Here is a 17,083-nt window from a genome sequence, read left to right on the forward strand (position 1 = left end):
GTGGCACTCGACCTGCTCATCACCAACGCCGCCGTCGCCGGCCATGACCGGCCCGAGCCCGAGCGCCTCGACATCGGCGTCGTGGACGGGAAGATCGTGCGCCTCGAGCCGGGCATCCCGGTCGAGGACGCCACCACCGTCGTCGACGCAGCCGGCAAGCTGGCCTTCCCCGGCGTCGTCGACGCCCACCAGCACTGGGGCATCTACAACCCGCTGTCCGAGGACACCGCGATCGAGAGCCGCGCGTGCGCGCAGGGCGGCGTCACCACCGCGCTGAACTACATGCGCACCGGGCAGTACTACCTGAACAAGGGCGGCCCCTACCGCGACTTCTTCCCCGAGGTCCTCGACGCCTCTGCCGGGCGCGCGCTCGTCGACTACGCGTTCCACCTCGCGCCGATGATGCGCGAGCACATCGACGAGATCCCGCGCCTGGTCGAGGAGTTCGGCGTCACCTCGTTCAAGATCTTCATGTTCTACGGCGGGCACGGCCTGCACGGACGCTCGAACGACCAGAGCTCGTTCCTCATGACGCCCGAGGGCGAGCGCTACGACCTCGCGCACTTCGAGTTCGTCATGCGCGGCATCCAGGCGGCCCGCGAGCGGTTCCCGGACCTCGCCGAGGAGATCTCGCTCAGCCTGCACTGCGAGACCGCCGAGATCATGACGGCGTACCAGAAGATCGTGGAGGCCGACGGGTCGCTGACCGGGCTGCGGGCCTACTCGGCGTCGCGGCCGCCGCACTCCGAGGGCCTCGCCGTCTCGATCGCGTCGTACCTGGCGCACGAGACCGGCCTGCCGAAGATCAACCTGCTGCACCTCAGCTCGGCCAAGGCCGTCGACGCCGCGCTGCGCATGGCGGGCGCCTTCCCGCACATCGACTTCCGCCGCGAGGTGACGATCGGGCACCTGCTCGCCGACGTCGACACCGCGTCGGGCCTGGGCGCCAAGGTGAACCCGCCGATCCGCCCGCGCGAGGACGTCGAGGCGCTGTGGACGCACCTACTCGCCGGTGAGCTCGACTGGGTCGTCTCCGACCACGCGTGCTGCCGCGACGAGACGAAGTTCGGCGACCCGCGCGACGACGTGTTCGTCGCCAAGTCCGGGTTCGGCGGCGCGGAGTACCTGCTCGCCGGGCTGTACTCCGAGGGCACCAAGCGCGGGCTCTCGACGCAGCGGGTGGCCGAGCTGACCTCGTGGAACCCGGCGCAGCGGTTCGGCCTACGCACCAAGGGCGCCATCGCCGTCGGGTTCGACGCCGACGTCGCGCTGCTCGACCCGACCGTGCACTGGACGGTCCGGGCCGCGGACTCGGAGTCGGCGCAGGAGTACACGCCGTTCGAGGGCTTCGAGCTCGACGCGGTCGTCACCGACACGTTCGTGCGCGGGCACCAGGTGCTGGCCGACCGCAAGGTCGTCGGCGACGCGGTGGGCGGCTACCTGCACCGGCCGACCGGACGGAGCTGACGCCGGTGCGTCCGCGCAGCTACCTCTACGTGCCGGGCGACCGCGAGGACCGCTTCGCCCGTGCCGCGGAGCGCGGCGCGGACGCGCTGGTGTTCGACCTCGAGGACGCCGTCGCCGCCGCGGCGAAGGACCGCGCCCGCGCGGCGGTGGCCCGGCACCTCGCCGCGCTGGCCCCGACGGGCCCGGGCCCGCAGAACTGGGTCCGCGTCGACGCCGACCGGCTCGACGCCGACGTCGCGGCCGTGACGGGCCCGGCGCTCGCGGGTGTCCTGCTGCCCAAGGCGAGCGTGGAATCGTTGCACCGCATCGACTCCCTTCTCGCCGACGCCGAACGGGCCGCCGGGATGGCCACCGGGTCCGTGGCGGTCGTGCCGGTCGTCGAGACGGCGGCGGGCCTGCTCGAGACCGCGGCGCTCGCCCGCGGGCCGCGCGTCGCGCGCCTCGCCATCGGCGAGGCCGACCTCGCCGCCGAGCTGGGCGTCGTACCGGGTCCGGACCGGGCCGAGCTCGCCCCGCACCGTGCGCAGCTCGTCGTCGCGTCGGCGGCGGCGCGGCTCGCGGGCCCGATCGCCCCCGTCGAGACGGACCTGACGGTGAGCGACGACGCGCTCGTCGCGAGCACCGCCGCCCTGCTCCGCCAGGGCTTCCGGGCGCGCACGGCGGTGCATCCCCGGCAGGTACCGTCGATCAACGCGGCGTTCACCCCGTCCACCGACGAGCTCGACCGCGCCCGGGGCATCGTCGAGACGCTGGAGTCCGCGGGCTCGGGCGTCGCCGTCGACCCCCGCACGGGCCGCATGCTCGACGAGGCGGTCGTCCGATCGGCCCGCGACGTCCTCTCACGGGCGGCCACTCCGCGGTAAGGTCGGGGTGGGCGGCTTCCCGCCGCCGACGGTCCAGGGGTGAAGAAGCCGCTCCCGCGCAGACGGAGGCGGCCGATGACGCTCGCACACCCCGGGTTCCTCGCGATCGAGTCCCCGACCCCGACCGTGCACCTGGTCCGGGTCTCGGGTGACCTGGACGCCGCGACGGCGAACCGGTTGCTGCGCATCGTCGACGCCAGGGGGCACGTCGTCGCGGCAGGCGACGGCGCGACGCGGCACGTGCTCGTCGACCTCTCGGGGGTGACCGGCATGGCACCCGGGACGGCCACCGTCCTGCTGCGCGCCCGCGAGGTCGCCGAGGCGCACGGCCTCACCCTCGACCTCGTCGGGACGTCGAAGCACACCATGACCCTCAGCGGTCGCGACCGCTACCAGCTGCTGCGGTTCCGGTCGTTCCCCACGGTCGCGGCGGCCCTGCAGGCGCTCGGACGAGGCTGAACGGGCCTGTCCGTCGGCCAGGTGACGCGATCCGCGCCCGGGGGAACACTCCCGCCATGTCCCTTCCTGTCACCGGGTTCTCCCATGTGCGGATCACCGTCACCGACCTCGGGCGATCGAAGCAGTTCTACGACGACGTGTTCGGCCTGCCGATCGCCTTCGAGATGCCCCCGGACGCCGACGAGTCCACCCAGCAGGACATGTGGTGGCTCTTCGGCGGTGTCGTCTACCAGGTACCCGGCGGGTTCTTCGGACTGCGGCCCGTCGCACCCAGCGGTGACCGGTTCACCGAGGACCGGGCGGGCCTGGACCACCTGAGCTTCAAGCTCCCGGGCCGGGCCGACCTCGACGCGGCCGCGAGGCGCCTCGAGGAGTTGGGCGTCGAGCACGCCGGTGTCAAGGACATCGGCATCGGTTACCTCCTGGAGTTCCGCGATCCCGACAACATCGCTCTGGAGCTGTGGGCCGACGCGGACTGACCCGGCTCAGCCGGCGTCGCGCGGTGCCCAGACCGTGAGGTCGCGCCAGGTGACCCGGCCGCGGCCCAGCCGGCCCGGCTCGACCGGCGCCGGGTGCCCGAGGCAGACGACGAGCTCGACCGTCCAGCCGCTCGGGACGTCCAGGACCGCGGCCGCCGCCACCCGGCTGAAGGACGTGACCGGTCCGGAGCCGACGCCGAGCGCGTGCGCCGCGAGCAGCAACGTCGCGGTCGCGGTGCCGACGTCGACGGACAGGCTCCGCGCGTCCGGCGCGAACCCGTAGTCGGTGGCGAGGTCCCGGTCGACGCAGACGGCGACGACCGCGGCAGGCCGTTGCAGCATCCCCGGCGACACCATCCGCAACGCCCGCAGGGTGCCGGGATCGTCGCTCGCGACGAAGCGCTGCAGGTGCCGGTTGCCTGCCGTGGGTGCCCAGCGGACGGCGTCGAGGATCGCCTCGAGGGTCGCGCGGGCCAGCGGCTCGCCGGTCATCGCGCGCACCACCCGGCGGCTGCGGATCGCCGCGAGGACGGGGTTGCGGCCCGGCTCCGCGTCGCGGCCCGGCCCGGCTCCGGCGGCGCTCGTGTCGACCGGCCCGGCGGCGCTCACGACGACCGGCCCGGCACGTAGCGCTGCGCGAGCAACGAGCCCAGCTCGGCGCACAGGCCGTCGAGCCGCGCGACGTACTCGTCGCGGCCCTGGCGCGGCACCGCGAGCTCGGGCATCGGCTCGACGTGGTCGCGGACGAACGTCGCCGTGGGCTCCGACGCACGCGGCGCGAGCAGGCCGGCGAGCCTGCGGGCGGCCGTCAGCAGCCGCAGCGGGCCGTACTCGGCGGCCTCGTCGACCTGGGTGCGGGCCGCCGTGACCAGGTACGCGAGCACCTCGATCGCGTCGTCCTCGTCGAGGACCCACCTGGGTTCGGTCCGCGGCATGTCGGGCTCCCCTCACGCGTCGTCACCCGTGGACTCGCACGAGCTGCGCGGTGTGTGACTTCCGTGCCGGGCGCCCCGCCGGGCAGGGTCGGGGACATGACGGTGCTGCAGCAGCGGATGCGCGAGATGTTCGTGCGGATGGTCGAGGCCAAGGACGCCTCGCTCGTCGACATCTACTCATCGAGGTCGTCCTCGTCTGTGAGTACCGCGACGGCCGGATCCTGCGGCTGCACGAGCTGACCTGGCCCGACTGGTCGCGGCTCGCGGCGTTCGAGTCCTACTCGGAGTGAGCGGACACCGTGCCGGGGCTCGCCGGACCGGGTGGCGTCCTGACCGGACCCGGGCCCCTCACCAGCGTGATCGTCGCGCAACCGCCCGATCATCACCGGGCGAGAAAGTGAGTGATGGTGGGCACACCGCCGCGATGCGACCATGCGAGACATCGCGACGGGGCGACACGACGACGGACGGAGCTGCGATGTCGAGTTCGGACACACCGTCAGGCGCACCGGCGCCCGGGGGCGCGTCCCGGCTGACGACGTGGCACCGCGACCTCTTCGCCGCGATCACCCGCTGGCCGTGGCTGCGCGACCTCGACGAGAACGTCGCCGCTGCCGTCCTGCCCGTCTACGACCGCCATCGCGGCAACATCGCCGTCGAGCTCATGCACGGCGGCCGCTGGGCCGGGCACTCGCTGCACGCCGCGCTCAGCGACCTGCCGATCGGCTTCTGGGCGGGCACGGTGGTGCTCGACCTCCTCGGCAAGGACGTGCGTCCGGCCGGCAGCCGCCTCGATCCCGCCGGCGCCCTGAGCGCGGCCGGGCTCGCCGCCGCGGCGGCCACGGTCGCGACGGGCGCGACGGACTGGACCGTCAGCGACGGCGAGGACCGTCGGGTCGGGCTGCTGCACGGCATGATGAACCTCGCCGGCACGACGTTGCAGGCCGCCTCCCTCGCCGCGCGTGTCGCGGGCAGGCGCCGCCCGGCGCAGGCGCTGAGCGTCGCGAGCATGGCGGTGACCGCCGCTGCCGGGTACGTCGGCGGGCACCTCGTGCAGGGTCGCGCGCTCATGGTCAACCGGGTCGCGACGACGTCGGGCCCCAACCGTTGGGTGAAGGCGGTCGAGGAGGCCGACCTGCCCGACGGCGCGACCACCGGCGTCGTCGTCGAGGGCAGGCAGGTGGTGCTGCACCGCGCCGGCGACGAGGTGTACGCCCTCGACGACCTGTGCAGCCACGCGGGCGGCCTGCTCAGCCGCGGCGAGGTCGTGGACTGCGTCATCTCCTGCCCGCTGCACGAGTCGCTGTTCGACCTGCGCGACGGCCACATCGTGCGCGGACCCGCCCACCATCCCCAGCCCGTGCTGCCGACCCGCATCCGCAACGGCTGGGTCGAGGTGCGGGGGTCGCAGCCGCGGGCGCGCGGCACGCGGTCGGCGGCGGGCTCGGCTGCACCGGCGGAGGGCCGCACCCGGACGCGCAGTGCCCCCACCACCAACTAGGAGCAGCCATGGCATGGGAAGCCGTCGCCGACCTCGACCAGCTCGAGGAGGGCGACATGATGGTCGTGGAGATGAAGGGCGAGCCGATCTGCGTCGTCCGGCTCTACGAGGACGAGGCCGTCGCCGTGCACAACACGTGCACCCACCAGCAGCAGCCGCTCAACGAGGGCTACCTGCAGGAGGACGACACGCTGATCTGCCCGGCCCACAACTCCTGCTTCGACCTGCGCACCGGTGAACCGCGCGGGGTACCGGCGGTGAGCCCGATCCCCGTGTACGCCTGCAAGATCGAGGACGACGCGATCTGGGTCGACCCCGAGCAGCAGCTCAACGACGCCGAGATCCCGCACAAGCCGTTCCACTGACGGCGGAATACGGGCCGCCGCGGGCAGGGTTGCCGGGGTCATGAGCGACTCCTCGTTCGACCCCCACGCCCTGCTCGCGGAGAGCCGCCTCGGCGTGCTGGCGACCATCAAGTCCGACGGCCGTCCGCAGCTCTCCCCCGTCACGCCGTTCTACGACCGCGAGGCCGGTGTCGTGCGCGTGTCGATGACGGAGGGCCGCGCGAAGACCGCCAACCTGCGCCGCGACCCTCGCGCGACGCTCGAGGTGACCAGTGCCGACGGGTGGGGCTGGGCGACGGTCGAGGGGGTCGCGACGCTCGTCGGTCCCGGCACCGACCCGGACGGGCCCGAGGTGCAGGCCCTCGTCGAGTACTACCGGTCGGCGGCCGGGGAGCACCCGGACTGGGACGAGTACCGGCGCGTGATGGTCGACGACCGCCGCGTGCTCATGACGATGACGGTCGACCACGTCTACGGCGCCCGGATCCGCTAGTCCGCCCCGGCATCGGGCCCGTGCGGGGCGGTGCCGCCGGTCCGCACCAGGCTCGCCGCGCCGGTGACGGCGAGGACACCGGCCAGCACCGCCAGGCCGACGCCGGTCGACGCCCCGGCCGCGACCGCGCCCACGAGCAACGGTCCACCGGCGTCGCCCAGCTCGCGGCCGAGCTCGGCCGAGCCCATGGTCTGCCCGAGTCGCTCGGGCGGCGAGGTCGCGGCGAGCGTCGCGAAGGCGACCGGGGTCAGGGTCCCGACGCCGAACCCGATGGCGACGGCCGCGGGCACGAGCCCGGGCAGCCCGGGGACCGTCGCGGCGACGACGAACCCGGCGATCATCGGGCCGAACCCGAGCAGCAGCGCGGCCCTCGTCCCGAGGGTCCCGCGGTCGTGCGCGCGGCCCGCGCGCGGCTGCACCAGCGTCGAGCTGAGGGCGAGCAGCGCGACGGCCGCACCCGTGGCGACCGGGCCGAGTCCGGCCGCCGCGCCGAGGACCGGCAGGAAACCGACCCCCACCGAGAGCGCGGCGGTGCCGGCGGCGAGCGCGGCGGTCGGACGCAGGAAGGTGGGCGACCCGAGCCTGCGCACCAGGTCGACGACCGTCTGCCGGCGCCGCGGCAGCGGGTCGAGCACGGGCACCGCGAGGAGCACCCACACCGCGACGAGTGCAGCGAGCGCCCCGAGCGTCGCGAAGAGCACCGACAGCCCGCCGAGCAGGACGACGACCCCGCCCAGCAGCGGACCCCCGGTGTAGCCCAGGCCCTTCCAGGCGCCGTAGGACCCGAAGGCGCGGCCCTGCTTCCCGGTCGGAGAGAGCCGGCCGACCATCGCTCCCGCGGCCGGTGAGAAGGCCGACGCCGCCGCGCCCTGTCCGAGCCGCGCCAGCGTCAGGGCGACGACCGCGCCCGGCCCGGTGGCGACCGCACCCGTGGCCGCGACGACGGCGTACCCGCCGGACACCAGCGCGAAGGCGACCAGCCCGCCGCTGAGCACGCGTCGCGGCCCCCACCGGTCGGCGAGGGAGCCGAAGACGGGCTTGAGCAGCACCTCCGCGCCGTCGTACACGGCGAGGACGACGCCGAGGGAGAACAGCGACATCGCGTCGATCCCGGCCTCCGACCCGACGGTCGCCGCGACCGCGTGTGCCCCGAACGCCGTGACGAACCCCGCCGCGTACAGCGCTGCGGGAGCGCGTGCGGCGGGAAGCGGCCCGGCTGCGGGCCCGGAGCGCGGGACGATCAGACGTCCAGGATGCGTTCGAGATGGTCGAGGTCCTGGCGGAGCATCTTCAGCGCCGCGGCGGGACCCTCGCCGTCGAGGACGTGTCCGTCGGGCCGCTGCAGCGCACCGACGGCCATGTCCGCGAGCTGGGCGACGACCGACTCGCCGGAGTCCCGGCCACCGGGGTGGAACCACCACGCCACCCAGTTGCACATCCCGAGCACGCCCAGCGCCGCGACCCGGGCGTCGACGGGCCGGAACCGCCCGGCACGCACGCCGTCCTCCACGATCCCGGCGATGGTGGCGAGCACCTCGCGCCTGCCCTCGTCGTAGGCCTCGACGAGCTCGGCGGGCAGCTCCGCCTCGGACCGGATGAGCAGCCGGAACCGCTCGGGCTGCGCCGTCCGCCTGCCCACGATCACCTCGACGACCCCGCGCAGCTTTGCGACGGCGTCGAGGTCGGTCCGCGCCGCGAGCTCGTTCAGGTCGTCGAGCGGGCCGTTGGTGACCTCGGTGACGAGCTTGGCGAGCAGCTCGTCCTTGCTCTTCACGTAGTAGTACAGCGCGGGCCGGGTGATGCCGAGGGCGTCGGCGATGTCCTGCAGGCTGGTGCCGGCGAAGCCCCGTTCGGCGAACAGGCGCGTGGCGTGCTCGTAGAGCTCGTTCTCCACCAGCTCGCGGCGGGCGGTGCTCGGCCGGGCTCCCCTGTCGTCGGCGCCGGCCTCGCCACGACCGCGCCGGGACGCGTTCTTCCGACGGGCGCCGTCGCGCGTCTCCTCGCCGCTCATGCCGCGATGGTAGAGCGCAGGTGCCGACGCCCCGCGGTTCCGGCTCGGTCGCCCCGTCCCGGGCGACCCGGCTCAGTCGGCCCGGATGCGTGCCAGCTTGCGCCCGACCTTGAGGAAGTAGTCCCCGGTCTTTCCGTCGAGCCGGTCCTTGACGAGGTCCGCGAGCACCGCGCGGGCGTCGTCCGCGGTGAGCGACAGCTGCTCCTGCTCGCCGTCGGCCTCCACGACCAGGCGCAGGCCGTTCTGCTGCGCGACGCGACGGACGTCGCCGTTGCTCGCGGCGAAGCCCAGCGCCTTGACCGCCTCGGTGACGCTGACCCCGAGGTCCGCGACCGTCGGCAGGTCGTCGACCTCGGCGAAGGTGCGCCGGGAGAAGCGTGCGGCGAACTCGTCGCGGGCCTTCATCGCCGCGTCCACACCGTGGATCGCCGCCGTGACCTCACCCGCGAGGACCTTCTTGAGGTCCATCGGGTGCAGCGTGCCGGCCGCGACCCGCTCCGCCGCGACGGCGAGCTCCGCGTCGAGCCACTCCGACAGGGCGCGGAAGTACGGCTCGACGAGCCGGTCGGGCACCGACATGATCTTGCCGAAGATCTCGCCGGGCGCGGCCGTCAGCGGGACGTAGTTGCCCTTGGACTTGCTCATCTTGGCGCCGGTGCCGTCGGTGCCCTCGATCAGCGACGTCGCGACGACCAGCTCCGGGACCTGGCCGCTGATCTCCATGACCTTGCGGCACATCTGCATGTTGAGGAACTGGTCGATGCCGCCGACCTCGAGGTCGCAGTTGATCTCCACGGAGTCGAGCGCCATGACGATCGAGTACATCAGCTCGGCGAGCGAGAGCCCCTGCCCGGCGTCGAGCCGCTTGCGGAAGTCCTCGCGCTGCAACGACATCGACACCGGGATCTGCGCCGTGATGCCGATGATCTCCGGCAGCGTGATCTTCCGCAGCCAGTCGCCGTTGCGCCGGAAGTGCGCCCGGTCGAAGTCGAAGAAGGGGCTGACCTGCTCGCGGTAGGTGGCGAGGTTGTGCTCGATGTCCTCGTCGGTCAGCGCCGGGCGGTCGTCGGAACGGCCCGACGGGTCGCCGATCTTCGCCGTCATGTCGCCGACGATGAAGACGACGTCGTGGCCCATGCGCTGGAAGCGGCTCAGGATCTGCATCGGCACGGAGTGGCCCAGGTGCACCTCGGCGCCGGTCGGGTCGATCCCGAACTTCGCGACGAACGGCCTGCCCTTCTCCGCCGCCGAGACGATCCGGGCGGCGAGCGCGTCGGCCGAGGGCTGCAGCTGCTGCGAGCGCGCGGCGATCAGGGCGGCCTGCTCGGCAGGCGGCAGGTCCGACAGGTCCAGGCTGCGGCGCGCCGTGGTCTCGGTCAGCAGCTCGCGCACCGCGGCGTCGGTGGCGAGGTCGGCGCCGGCGAGCAGCGCGGTGACGCGCTCGGCGGACTGGCTCAGTCGGGTCATCGAAGCTCTCCTGGGGATGGCGTGCGGCACCGACTCTATCGGCCCGCGGCGTGGGGCCCCGCCGCTGGTGACGGGGCCCGCGGGGACCGCTTCGCCGGGCACAGATGAGTTCGCGGGCGCGCCGTCGTCAACCGTGCATGACGACACGAACCCTCAGCGACGCCGAGGCCGACATCGCCTACGACGTGCACGGTCCGCTGCCCACCGCCGGCGGCCGCCCGCCCCTGCTCCTGATCGGCCAGCCGATGACCGCCGAGGGCTTCACGACCCTCGCGTCGCTGATGGACGACCGGACCACCGTGACCTACGACCCGCGGGGGCTCGGCCGCAGCGTCCGCAGGGACGGGCGCACCGACAACGACCCCCGTACCCAGGCCGGGGACCTGCACCGGCTCGTCGAGACCCTCGGCGCGGGCCCCGTCGACGTGTTCGGCAGCAGCGGCGGCGCCGTCGCCGGCCTGGCGCTCGTCGCGGAACACCCCGGCGACGTGCGGACCCTCGTCGCCCACGAGCCGCCCCTGATCCCGGTCCTGCCCGACGCCGACGCCGCGGTCCGCGCCCGCGACGGGTTCCTCGACGCGTACCGGGCGAAGGGGTTCGGCGCCGGCATGGCGGCGTTCATCGCGATGACGTCGTGGCAGGGCGAGTTCACCGACGCGTACTTCGCCCGGCCGACACCCGACCCCGCGATGTTCGGCATGCCGTCGGAGGACGACGGGAGCCGCGACGACCCGCTGCTGTCGGACGTCTCGCTGGCCGTCACCGACTACGTCCCGGACGTCGCGGCGCTGAGCGCGGCACCCACGCGGATCGTCGTCGGCGTCGCCGAGGAGTCCGGGGAGAGCTTCACCGGGCGGACGGCGCGGGCCCTCGCCGCGCGGCTCGGCCAGGAGGCCGTCGTCTTCCCGAGCCACCACGGCGGCTTCACCGGCGGCGACGGCCCCTACGCCGGCAAGCCGGCGGAGTTCGCCGCCCGGCTGCGCGAGGTGCTCGACGCCTGAGTCGCCCGTCCGTCCCCGGTCGGCCCCGGAGCCGGCTTCCCGTCCACCCCGGTTGGTGAGCTGCGATGGTCGCCATGGCGACCATCGCCGCTCACGGGGGCTCCGCGGCCGCGAACTCCGCCCGGATCGCGTCGGTGTGCTCGCCGAGCGCGGGCACCCGCGCGTCGGGCAGCGTCCATCCCGTGCCGAGCGCGGGCGGGACGAGCGCGGGCAGCGGCCCGACCGGCGAGCCCACCTCCCGCCACCGGCCGCGCGCCGACAGCTGTGGGTGGGCGGCGAGGTCGTGCACGTCGTTGAGCCGGGCGTTGCCGATGCCGGCCTCGTCGGCGCGGGCGCGCACGTCGTCGAGGTCGTGACGGGCGCACCACTCGCCCACGATCGCGTCGAGCTCGCCGCGGCGCCCGACCCGGTCTGAGTTGCGGGCGTAGCGCGGGTCGGCCGCGAGGTCGGGACGGCCGAGCAGGTCCTCGGTGAGCCGTCGCCACTCGCGGTCGTTGGTCACCCCGAGCACGACGGTCTGCCCGTCACGGGTCGGGTAGGCGCCGTAGGGGGCGACCGTCGGTGAGCCGAGGCCGACCGGGACGAGCTCGCCGCCGTGCACGACCGTGTTGAGGGCGAAGCCCATCATCTCGGCGAGGACGTCGAGCATCGCGACGCGCACGACGGTGCCGCGCCCGGTGTGCTCGCGGTCGTAGAGCGCCGCCAGCACCGCCGAGTATGCGTAGAGCGCCGTGCCGATGTCGGCGACGGGTACACCCGGCTTGACGGGTGCACCCGGCGTGCCGGTGATCGCGCACGAGCCGCCCTCGGACTGGATCAGCAGGTCGTAGGCCCGCTTGTGGTCGAGCGGACCGCCCGTGCCGTACCCGGAGATGTCGACGACGACCAGCCGCGGGTGCCGCCGCGCCAGGTCGTCGGGAGCGAGCCCGTGGCGGCCGAGCGCGCCCGGCGCCAGGTTGCTGACCAGCACGTCGGCCCGGTCGAGGAGGCGGGCGAACACGGCCCGGTCGGCCTCCTCGCGCAGGTCGAGCTCGGCGGACTCCTTCCCGTGGTTGAGCCAGACGAAGTGCGCCGCGAGCCCGCGGACGACGCCGTCGTAGTGCCGGCTCGCGTCGCCGACGCCGGGGTTCTCGACCTTGATCACGCGCGCACCGAGGTCGGCCAGGTGCCGCGTGCACAGCGGGGCCGCGATGGCCTGCTCCAGCGCGACGACCGTGACCCCGTCCAGCGGACCCGTCATGTCCGACCTCCTCGTCCCGGTGATCACTCGTACCATCCGCGGCGGCGGCGCGCCGAACGACCGATGAGCGCCGCGGTCGGCGACGGTCCCACCACCATGGACGCCACCAACCTCGCCACGCTCTACGACCTGCCCACCCTCGACTGGGGCACGATCACCGCCGGGCTCGACGCCGGCTTCCCGCAGGCACCCGGCTCGGGCGGGCCGAACCGGCACTCCAGCTGGCTCACGACCCTCGACGCGGACGGCGGCCCGCACGTGACCGGCATCGGCGCGCTGTGGGTGGACGGCACCTTCTGGTTCGAGACCGGTGAGCGGACGCGCAAGGGCCGCAACCTCGCCCGCGACCCGCGATGCGCGCTGAGCCTGGCCACCGAGAAGTTCGACCTCGTCGTCCGCGGCACCGCGGAGCAGGTCACCGACCCCGCGACGGTGGCGCGGATGGCCGCGCACTGGGCCGAGGACTGGCCGTGCCGGGTCGACGACTCCGGCACCGCGCTGACGGCGGACTTCAGCGCCCCGTCCGCCGGGCGGCCGCCGTGGCACGTCTACCGGATCGTCGCCGAGTCGGCGACGGCGCTGAGCATCGCGCCCGGCGGGGCGACGACGTGGCGGTTCTGACCGCTCGGACACGCGCGGCCGGGAGCGGAGGCGGACGGGAATCGAACCCGCCTGACCGAGATACTCGGCCACGTCGGTGTTGAAGACCGCGGGGGCCACCAGGCACCCAGACGCCTCCCTACCGGCACGGTCACCCTACACAGCGGCGTGCCCCGGGCACGCGCCGTGGCGGACGGCCACGGACCGCGCGCCCGGGGCGGCGGGAAACCGGATGAATCCGGACGCCGAGGGACAGACCCCCTTGCGGACCGCACATGCTCGGCCACCCGGCGCAACCTGACCGGGTGATGGCCGTCCTCCCTACAGCGGCCAGGTGACAGGGCCGGCACTAGAGGAGGACATCGGTGCGCAAACGGCATCTGTACGGCGGACTGGGACTCGGCGTGGTGACGGCCGTGACGAGCGTGCTGCTCGCCGCCCCCGCGTCCGCCACCCCGAACACGGCACCGGACCCGACCACCGGCGAGTCCGCCGCCGCCGCGGCGGCGCGGGCGCAGCCGCTCGTCCCGGGCACCCCGTGCTCGGTGACGGCGAAGGCCTGCGTCGACCTCGACTCCCAGCGCGCCTGGCTGATCCAGGACGGCAAGGTCACGCGCGGGCCGGTGAACATCGCCTCGGGCGGCAAGACCGAGCCGACGCCGGTCGGGCACGACCTGCACGTCTACCTGAAGGACATCGACCACGTCAGCGGCGAGTCGTTCACCAACGGCGTGCCGGACCCGATGCCGTACTCGGTGTTCTTCGAGGACGGCGGCATCGCGTTCCACGAGGGCGACCCGGAGAACGCGTCCGGCGGCTGCATCCACCTCGCCGCCGACGACGCGAAGGCCTGGTACGCCTACCTCCAGGTCGGCGACGAGGTGCAGGTCGTCAAGGCGTCCGACGAGATGAAGGCCCGTGGTCTGACCTACGACGGCCCGATGTATGGGGCGGGCGGCGTCCGGGCGTGGGAGGCCGCGCACGGCGACGACAGCGGCAACGACGGCGGCGACGACAGCTGAACCGGCCCGCGCGGCGGAGACCGCGCCGGCCTGCTCGTGAGCGACCCGGGCAGGCCGCCGCGGTCCCGGTCGCGCCGGTGGGTGCGGCAGCCGGGTGACGTCACTCGAACATCTGTTCGAAGACCCGTATCGTCGGGACGTGCCCATCCACGACGACCACTGGCCCGGCACCGCACCGGGCAGGCGGCACGAGGCGGCCCGGGCCGAGGAGCGGCGCGTCGCGCAGGCCTCGATCACCCTGCGCCGCATCGCCGGCCGGGTGCTCTACGACGACGGCGGGATGGCCCGGCTGCTGGCGGCCGCCGCGGCGCTCGGGGAGGCGTCGTCGCGGCACCTGCGTTCGGTGCCGCCGGACATCGCGACGTGTGCGCGGCGGCTCGCGGACGCCGTCGAGGACGTCGCCGGGACCACCGCGCCGCCCGACGAGCCCCTCCCGCCCTGAGCTCCCGCTGCGCCGAGGTCGTCCGCGGCGCGGCGGCCGCGGGCGTGGCAGCCGCTCCGTCAGCGGCGCAGCGCGTCGTCCCGATCGGCCGGCGCCGGGTGGCCCACGGCGCGGTGCAGCGCGGCCGCGATCTCCGGCGCGACCGGGTCGACCAGGACCCCGGCGACGTGGGCGTCGGGCCGGACGATCCAGACCTCGTCGGGCCGGGCCGCGAGGGCCGCGGTGAGCGCGCCCTCGGCGTCGATGTCGGCCAGCGCGAGGCTGCGGACCGGGCCCGGTATCCCGGCGGCGCCGTCGCGGACGGCGGCGGGCCCGACCTGATGGCCGCTGAGCAGCAGGAACCCGTCGCGGGCCAGCAGCCGCAGCCGGCGGCGACCGTCGGGGGCCACGACCGGCGCGTCGGGCACCAGCACCCCCGGACCGGCGGCCGGGGCCTGCCCCCGGGGCGGGCGCCCGGCGAACGGCCGGTGCGCGGCCGGGGTCGTCAGCGCAGAGTCGACGTACCAGAACGGTTCGGCGAGCCGGCCCGAGTCCACGAAGGCGCGGCTCGCCGGGTCGTCGGCGGCGGCCGCGAGCGTGTCCGCACGGTGCCGGGCCTGCGCGTCGTCGCGGGGGACGAGGAAGTTCATCGTCGCCGTCGTGACCGCGAGGTTCTCCAGGGCGGCGGCGTGCCGCTCGGCGTGGTAGCTGTCCAGCAGCGCGTCGGGAGCCCAGCCGTGCCGGACGTACGCGATCTTCCACGCCGCGTTCTCGGCGTCGGCGACCCCGGAGTTGAGACCCCGCGCCCCGAAGGGGGACATCAGGTGCGCGGCGTCGCCCGCGACGAGGACGCGCCCCACCCGCATCCGGTCGACGACGCGCGAGTGGAACCGGTACACCGACGACCACAGCAGCTCGTACGGGCGATCGCCGATCACCGCCCGGATGCGGTCGTCCAGGGCGCCCGACACCGCCTCGTCGTGGAGGTCGTAGTCGGCGGGGACCTGCCAGTCGATGCGGAACCGCGAGTCGGGGCACGGGTGGATCAGCACCTGCCGGCCCGGGTTCCACACCGGGTCGAAGTAGAACCGCCGCTCGTGCACCCGGTCCGGCAGGTCCGTCCGGATGTCGCAGATCAGGAAGCGGTCGTCGAACGAGTGCCCGTCGAACGACACCCCCAGCGGCGCGCGCAGCTCGTCGCAGCGCGGCCCGGCGCAGACGACGACGTGGGAACCGCGGAGCCGGTGCCCGTCACCGAGCACGACCGTCACACCGTCGCCGTCCTGGTGGAGGTGGGTCGCGTGCCGGTCCCAGCGCAGGTCGACCAGCGGCTGGGCGGCGACGAGCTCGTCGAGGATCTCCTCGGTGCGGCTCTGCGAGATGTTGACGAACGGCGGGAACGCCGGGACCCCGTGGTCGGCGAGCTCGACGCTGAACAGCTCGCGGTCGCCGTGGAAGGTCCGGGCCGTGGTCCAGGTGACGCCCTCGTCGGCGATCCGGTGGCCCGCCCCGACGGCCTCCCAGATGTCGAGGACGTCGCGCTGCTGGCAGATCGCCCTGGACCCGACGGCGTCGCGCCGGGGACGGCGGTCCAGCAGGATCGTCGACACGCCCCAGCGGGCGAGCAACAAGGCGGTCGTCTGGCCGACCGGCCCGGCGCCCAGCACCAGGACGGGTGCGGAGGAGGACATCGTCGTCGTCTCCCGTCGTCGGAGCGAGGACAGCTAGTCCTGCAGCTGCGCCCAGACCTCCTGGTCGCGCTCGCTCGTCCAGATGATCGGCCGCTCCACCCCGGAGAGCTCGTCCCAGAGACGCGAGACGTCGAACGGCAGGCAGTGCTCGAAGATCGGCCACCGCCCGTAGTCGTCGACGAGCGCGGCGTGGGTGGTCTCGAACGCCTCCTTCAGCGTGCCGCCACGCTGCTGAACGGCACCCACCCGGTCGATCATGACCTGCAGGAACCGCCGGGTCTGCGCGATCGCGGCGGAGACCTCGGCCGGTCCGCGCGACACCCCGCCGCGGCCGCCGACGAGCTGATCGGCCCCGAGGGCCTCGATGCGGTCGAGCGTGGTGGTCGCCCAGTCGCGGTGGGAGGCGTCGCCGGTGTAGAGGGCGGCCTGGGCCTCGACGAGGTCGCCCGCGAACAGGATCCGGTGCCGGGGCAGCCACGCGGTGATGTCGCCCTCGGTGTGCCCGCGGCCGTGGTACTGCAGCACCAGCTCGCCGCGGTCGCCGCCGAGATCGATGGTCATCCGGTCGGCGAAGGTCAGCGTCGGCCAGGTCAGCCCGGGGACCGAGTCGGCACCCTCGGCGAGCCGCGGCATCCGCGCGAACTCGGACTCCCAGTCCTGCGCGCCGCGCTCGGCCACCAGCTCACGGGTGATCTCGTGAGCGACGATCGCCTCCGCGTCGAACGCGCTCGCCCCGAGCACGCGGACCGCGTGGTAGTGGCTCAGCACCAGGTACCGGACCGGCTTGTCGGTGTGCTCGCGCAGGATCGCGAGCCATCTCGCGGCGACGACGGGCGTCGCCAGCGCCTCGAAGCAGACGAGGAAGTCCTCGCCCTCGATCGCGCCGATGTTGGGGTCACCCTCGGCGGTGAGCGCGTAGACGCCGTCGGCGAGCAGTTCGAGCGTCTGCTCCTTGGCCTCGACGTCGGCTGAGGAGGCGAACGGCTTGGCCATGGCCGGGTCCTTTCTCCGACGGTTCCCGGTACCCATCGCCACGGTAGAGCCCCACCCCTCGGCACGCACAGTGTCGGGAAACCGGCCCACAACGGG

The 17,083-nt window shown here is 74.3% G+C and carries 20 protein-coding genes and 1 tRNA gene; 12 read left to right on the forward strand and 9 right to left on the reverse strand.

Annotated features, from left to right (window positions below):
• The 4 genes from PSED_RS21110 to PSED_RS21125 all read left to right on the forward strand — a co-directional run bounded on the left by PSED_RS21110 (position 1) and on the right by PSED_RS21125 (position 3,268).
• The gene (locus PSED_RS21110) at positions 1-1,467 is read left to right on the forward strand and encodes a dihydroorotase (RefSeq protein WP_013676279.1); all 1,467 of its coding nucleotides are present in this window, start codon (positions 1-3) and stop codon (positions 1,465-1,467) included.
• 5 nt (positions 1,468-1,472) lie between these two features.
• The gene (locus PSED_RS21115; RefSeq protein ID WP_013676280.1) at positions 1,473-2,330 is read left to right on the forward strand and encodes an HpcH/HpaI aldolase/citrate lyase family protein; all 858 of its coding nucleotides are present in this window, start codon (positions 1,473-1,475) and stop codon (positions 2,328-2,330) included.
• Positions 2,331-2,405: 75 nt separating this feature from the next.
• Positions 2,406-2,789 (forward strand): STAS domain-containing protein, encoded by a 384-nt coding sequence (locus tag PSED_RS21120; RefSeq protein ID WP_013676281.1) that lies wholly within the window; start codon positions 2,406-2,408, stop codon positions 2,787-2,789.
• Between the two features lie 56 nt (positions 2,790-2,845).
• Positions 2,846-3,268 carry a VOC family protein gene (locus tag PSED_RS21125; protein ID WP_013676282.1) on the forward strand — a complete coding sequence of 141 codons (423 nt, stop codon included), beginning with the start codon at positions 2,846-2,848 and terminating at the stop codon, positions 3,266-3,268.
• Between the two features lie 6 nt (positions 3,269-3,274).
• Here PSED_RS21125 and PSED_RS21130 read toward each other — a convergent pair whose 3' ends face one another.
• Positions 3,275-3,877, reverse strand: a complete 603-nt coding sequence (locus PSED_RS21130) for a nitroreductase family protein (protein ID WP_013676283.1) — start codon at positions 3,875-3,877, stop codon at positions 3,275-3,277.
• Entirely contained in the window at positions 3,874-4,203 is a 330-nt protein-coding gene (locus PSED_RS21135; RefSeq protein WP_013676284.1) for a DUF6092 family protein, read from the reverse strand. Before PSED_RS21135 ends, PSED_RS21130 begins: the two co-directional genes overlap by 4 nt.
• Positions 4,204-4,299: 96 nt before the next feature.
• On the opposite strand from PSED_RS21135, the gene PSED_RS21140 reads away from it, so the two are divergent.
• The 4 genes from PSED_RS21140 to PSED_RS21155 all read left to right on the forward strand — a co-directional run bounded on the left by PSED_RS21140 (position 4,300) and on the right by PSED_RS21155 (position 6,541).
• Complete coding sequence (locus PSED_RS21140; RefSeq protein ID WP_158511335.1) at positions 4,300-4,443, forward strand: hypothetical protein; 144 nt, start codon at positions 4,300-4,302, stop codon at positions 4,441-4,443.
• Positions 4,444-4,681: 238 nt separating this feature from the next.
• On the forward strand, positions 4,682-5,704 hold the full coding sequence (locus PSED_RS21145; protein ID WP_013676285.1) for a Rieske (2Fe-2S) protein: 1,023 nt from the start codon (positions 4,682-4,684) through the stop codon (positions 5,702-5,704).
• Positions 5,705-5,712: 8 nt separating this feature from the next.
• A complete protein-coding gene (locus PSED_RS21150) occupies positions 5,713-6,069 on the forward strand; it encodes a Rieske (2Fe-2S) protein (RefSeq protein WP_013676286.1) in 357 nt (118 codons plus the stop codon).
• A gap of 40 nt (positions 6,070-6,109) precedes the next feature.
• Positions 6,110-6,541 carry a PPOX class F420-dependent oxidoreductase gene (locus tag PSED_RS21155; protein WP_013676287.1) on the forward strand — a complete coding sequence of 144 codons (432 nt, stop codon included), beginning with the start codon at positions 6,110-6,112 and terminating at the stop codon, positions 6,539-6,541.
• Here PSED_RS21155 and PSED_RS21160 read toward each other — a convergent pair.
• The 3 genes from PSED_RS21160 to tyrS all read right to left on the reverse strand — a co-directional run bounded on the left by PSED_RS21160 (position 6,538) and on the right by tyrS (position 10,019).
• Positions 6,538-7,785 (reverse strand): MFS transporter, encoded by a 1,248-nt coding sequence (locus PSED_RS21160; protein ID WP_407692849.1) that lies wholly within the window; start codon positions 7,783-7,785, stop codon positions 6,538-6,540. The two genes, PSED_RS21155 and PSED_RS21160, sit on opposite strands and share 4 nt — an antisense overlap.
• Positions 7,782-8,552: a TetR/AcrR family transcriptional regulator gene (locus tag PSED_RS21165; RefSeq protein WP_013676289.1), complete on the reverse strand. Its 771-nt coding sequence runs from the start codon at positions 8,550-8,552 to the stop codon at positions 7,782-7,784. The genes PSED_RS21160 and PSED_RS21165 overlap by 4 nt, the downstream gene beginning before the upstream one ends.
• Before the next feature lie 72 nt (positions 8,553-8,624).
• Complete coding sequence (gene tyrS, locus PSED_RS21170) at positions 8,625-10,019, reverse strand: tyrosine--tRNA ligase (RefSeq protein ID WP_013676290.1); 1,395 nt, start codon at positions 10,017-10,019, stop codon at positions 8,625-8,627.
• Positions 10,020-10,156: 137 nt separating this feature from the next.
• Here tyrS and PSED_RS21175 point away from each other — a divergent pair, with 137 nt between their 5' ends.
• Positions 10,157-11,020, forward strand: a complete 864-nt coding sequence (locus PSED_RS21175; protein ID WP_013676291.1) for an alpha/beta fold hydrolase — start codon at positions 10,157-10,159, stop codon at positions 11,018-11,020.
• A 91-nt stretch (positions 11,021-11,111) separates the two neighbouring features.
• Here PSED_RS21175 and PSED_RS21180 read toward each other — a convergent pair whose 3' ends face one another.
• Positions 11,112-12,260, reverse strand: coding sequence for a CaiB/BaiF CoA transferase family protein (locus PSED_RS21180; protein ID WP_013676292.1), 1,149 nt, complete (start codon positions 12,258-12,260; stop codon positions 11,112-11,114).
• Between the two features lie 63 nt (positions 12,261-12,323).
• Here PSED_RS21180 and PSED_RS21185 point away from each other — a divergent pair, with 63 nt between their 5' ends.
• Positions 12,324-12,881, forward strand: a complete 558-nt coding sequence (locus tag PSED_RS21185) for a pyridoxamine 5'-phosphate oxidase family protein (protein WP_013676293.1) — start codon at positions 12,324-12,326, stop codon at positions 12,879-12,881.
• A gap of 25 nt (positions 12,882-12,906) precedes the next feature.
• On the opposite strand, the gene PSED_RS21190 is transcribed toward PSED_RS21185, so the two are convergent.
• A tRNA-Sec gene (locus PSED_RS21190) sits at positions 12,907-12,999 on the reverse strand.
• A gap of 226 nt (positions 13,000-13,225) precedes the next feature.
• Here PSED_RS21190 and PSED_RS21195 point away from each other — a divergent pair.
• A complete protein-coding gene (locus PSED_RS21195) occupies positions 13,226-13,882 on the forward strand; it encodes a L,D-transpeptidase (protein ID WP_013676294.1) in 657 nt (218 codons plus the stop codon).
• A gap of 139 nt (positions 13,883-14,021) precedes the next feature.
• Complete coding sequence (locus PSED_RS21200; protein WP_013676295.1) at positions 14,022-14,324, forward strand: hypothetical protein; 303 nt, start codon at positions 14,022-14,024, stop codon at positions 14,322-14,324.
• A gap of 59 nt (positions 14,325-14,383) precedes the next feature.
• Here PSED_RS21200 and PSED_RS21205 read toward each other — a convergent pair whose 3' ends face one another.
• Both PSED_RS21205 and PSED_RS21210 read right to left on the reverse strand, forming a co-directional pair.
• Positions 14,384-15,994, reverse strand: a complete 1,611-nt coding sequence (locus PSED_RS21205; protein ID WP_013676296.1) for an FAD-dependent monooxygenase — start codon at positions 15,992-15,994, stop codon at positions 14,384-14,386.
• A gap of 33 nt (positions 15,995-16,027) precedes the next feature.
• Positions 16,028-16,987 (reverse strand): MBL fold metallo-hydrolase, encoded by a 960-nt coding sequence (locus PSED_RS21210; RefSeq protein ID WP_013676297.1) that lies wholly within the window; start codon positions 16,985-16,987, stop codon positions 16,028-16,030.
• Positions 16,988-17,083: the final 96 nt, after the last annotated feature.

The sequence above is a fragment of the Pseudonocardia benzenivorans CB1190 genome (genome assembly GCF_000196675.2).
Taxonomy (GTDB): domain Bacteria; phylum Actinomycetota; class Actinomycetes; order Mycobacteriales; family Pseudonocardiaceae; genus Pseudonocardia; species Pseudonocardia benzenivorans.

Coding starts and splice junctions, on each gene's coding strand:
- PSED_RS21210 (WP_013676297.1), bottom strand. CDS start 16,987: ATGGCCAAGCCGTTCGCCTCCTCAGCCGACGTCGAGGCCAAGGAGCAG.
- PSED_RS21180 (WP_013676292.1), bottom strand. CDS start 12,260: ATGACGGGTCCGCTGGACGGGGTCACGGTCGTCGCGCTGGAGCAGGCC.
- PSED_RS21185 (WP_013676293.1), top strand. CDS start 12,324: ATGAGCGCCGCGGTCGGCGACGGTCCCACCACCATGGACGCCACCAAC.
- PSED_RS21120 (WP_013676281.1), top strand. CDS start 2,406: ATGACGCTCGCACACCCCGGGTTCCTCGCGATCGAGTCCCCGACCCCG.
- PSED_RS21145 (WP_013676285.1), top strand. CDS start 4,682: ATGTCGAGTTCGGACACACCGTCAGGCGCACCGGCGCCCGGGGGCGCG.
- PSED_RS21175 (WP_013676291.1), top strand. CDS start 10,157: ATGACGACACGAACCCTCAGCGACGCCGAGGCCGACATCGCCTACGAC.
- tyrS (WP_013676290.1), bottom strand. CDS start 10,019: ATGACCCGACTGAGCCAGTCCGCCGAGCGCGTCACCGCGCTGCTCGCC.
- PSED_RS21155 (WP_013676287.1), top strand. CDS start 6,110: ATGAGCGACTCCTCGTTCGACCCCCACGCCCTGCTCGCGGAGAGCCGC.
- PSED_RS21125 (WP_013676282.1), top strand. CDS start 2,846: ATGTCCCTTCCTGTCACCGGGTTCTCCCATGTGCGGATCACCGTCACC.
- PSED_RS21165 (WP_013676289.1), bottom strand. CDS start 8,552: ATGAGCGGCGAGGAGACGCGCGACGGCGCCCGTCGGAAGAACGCGTCC.
- PSED_RS21140 (WP_158511335.1), top strand. CDS start 4,300: ATGACGGTGCTGCAGCAGCGGATGCGCGAGATGTTCGTGCGGATGGTC.
- PSED_RS21205 (WP_013676296.1), bottom strand. CDS start 15,994: ATGTCCTCCTCCGCACCCGTCCTGGTGCTGGGCGCCGGGCCGGTCGGC.
- PSED_RS21135 (WP_013676284.1), bottom strand. CDS start 4,203: ATGCCGCGGACCGAACCCAGGTGGGTCCTCGACGAGGACGACGCGATC.
- PSED_RS21150 (WP_013676286.1), top strand. CDS start 5,713: ATGGCATGGGAAGCCGTCGCCGACCTCGACCAGCTCGAGGAGGGCGAC.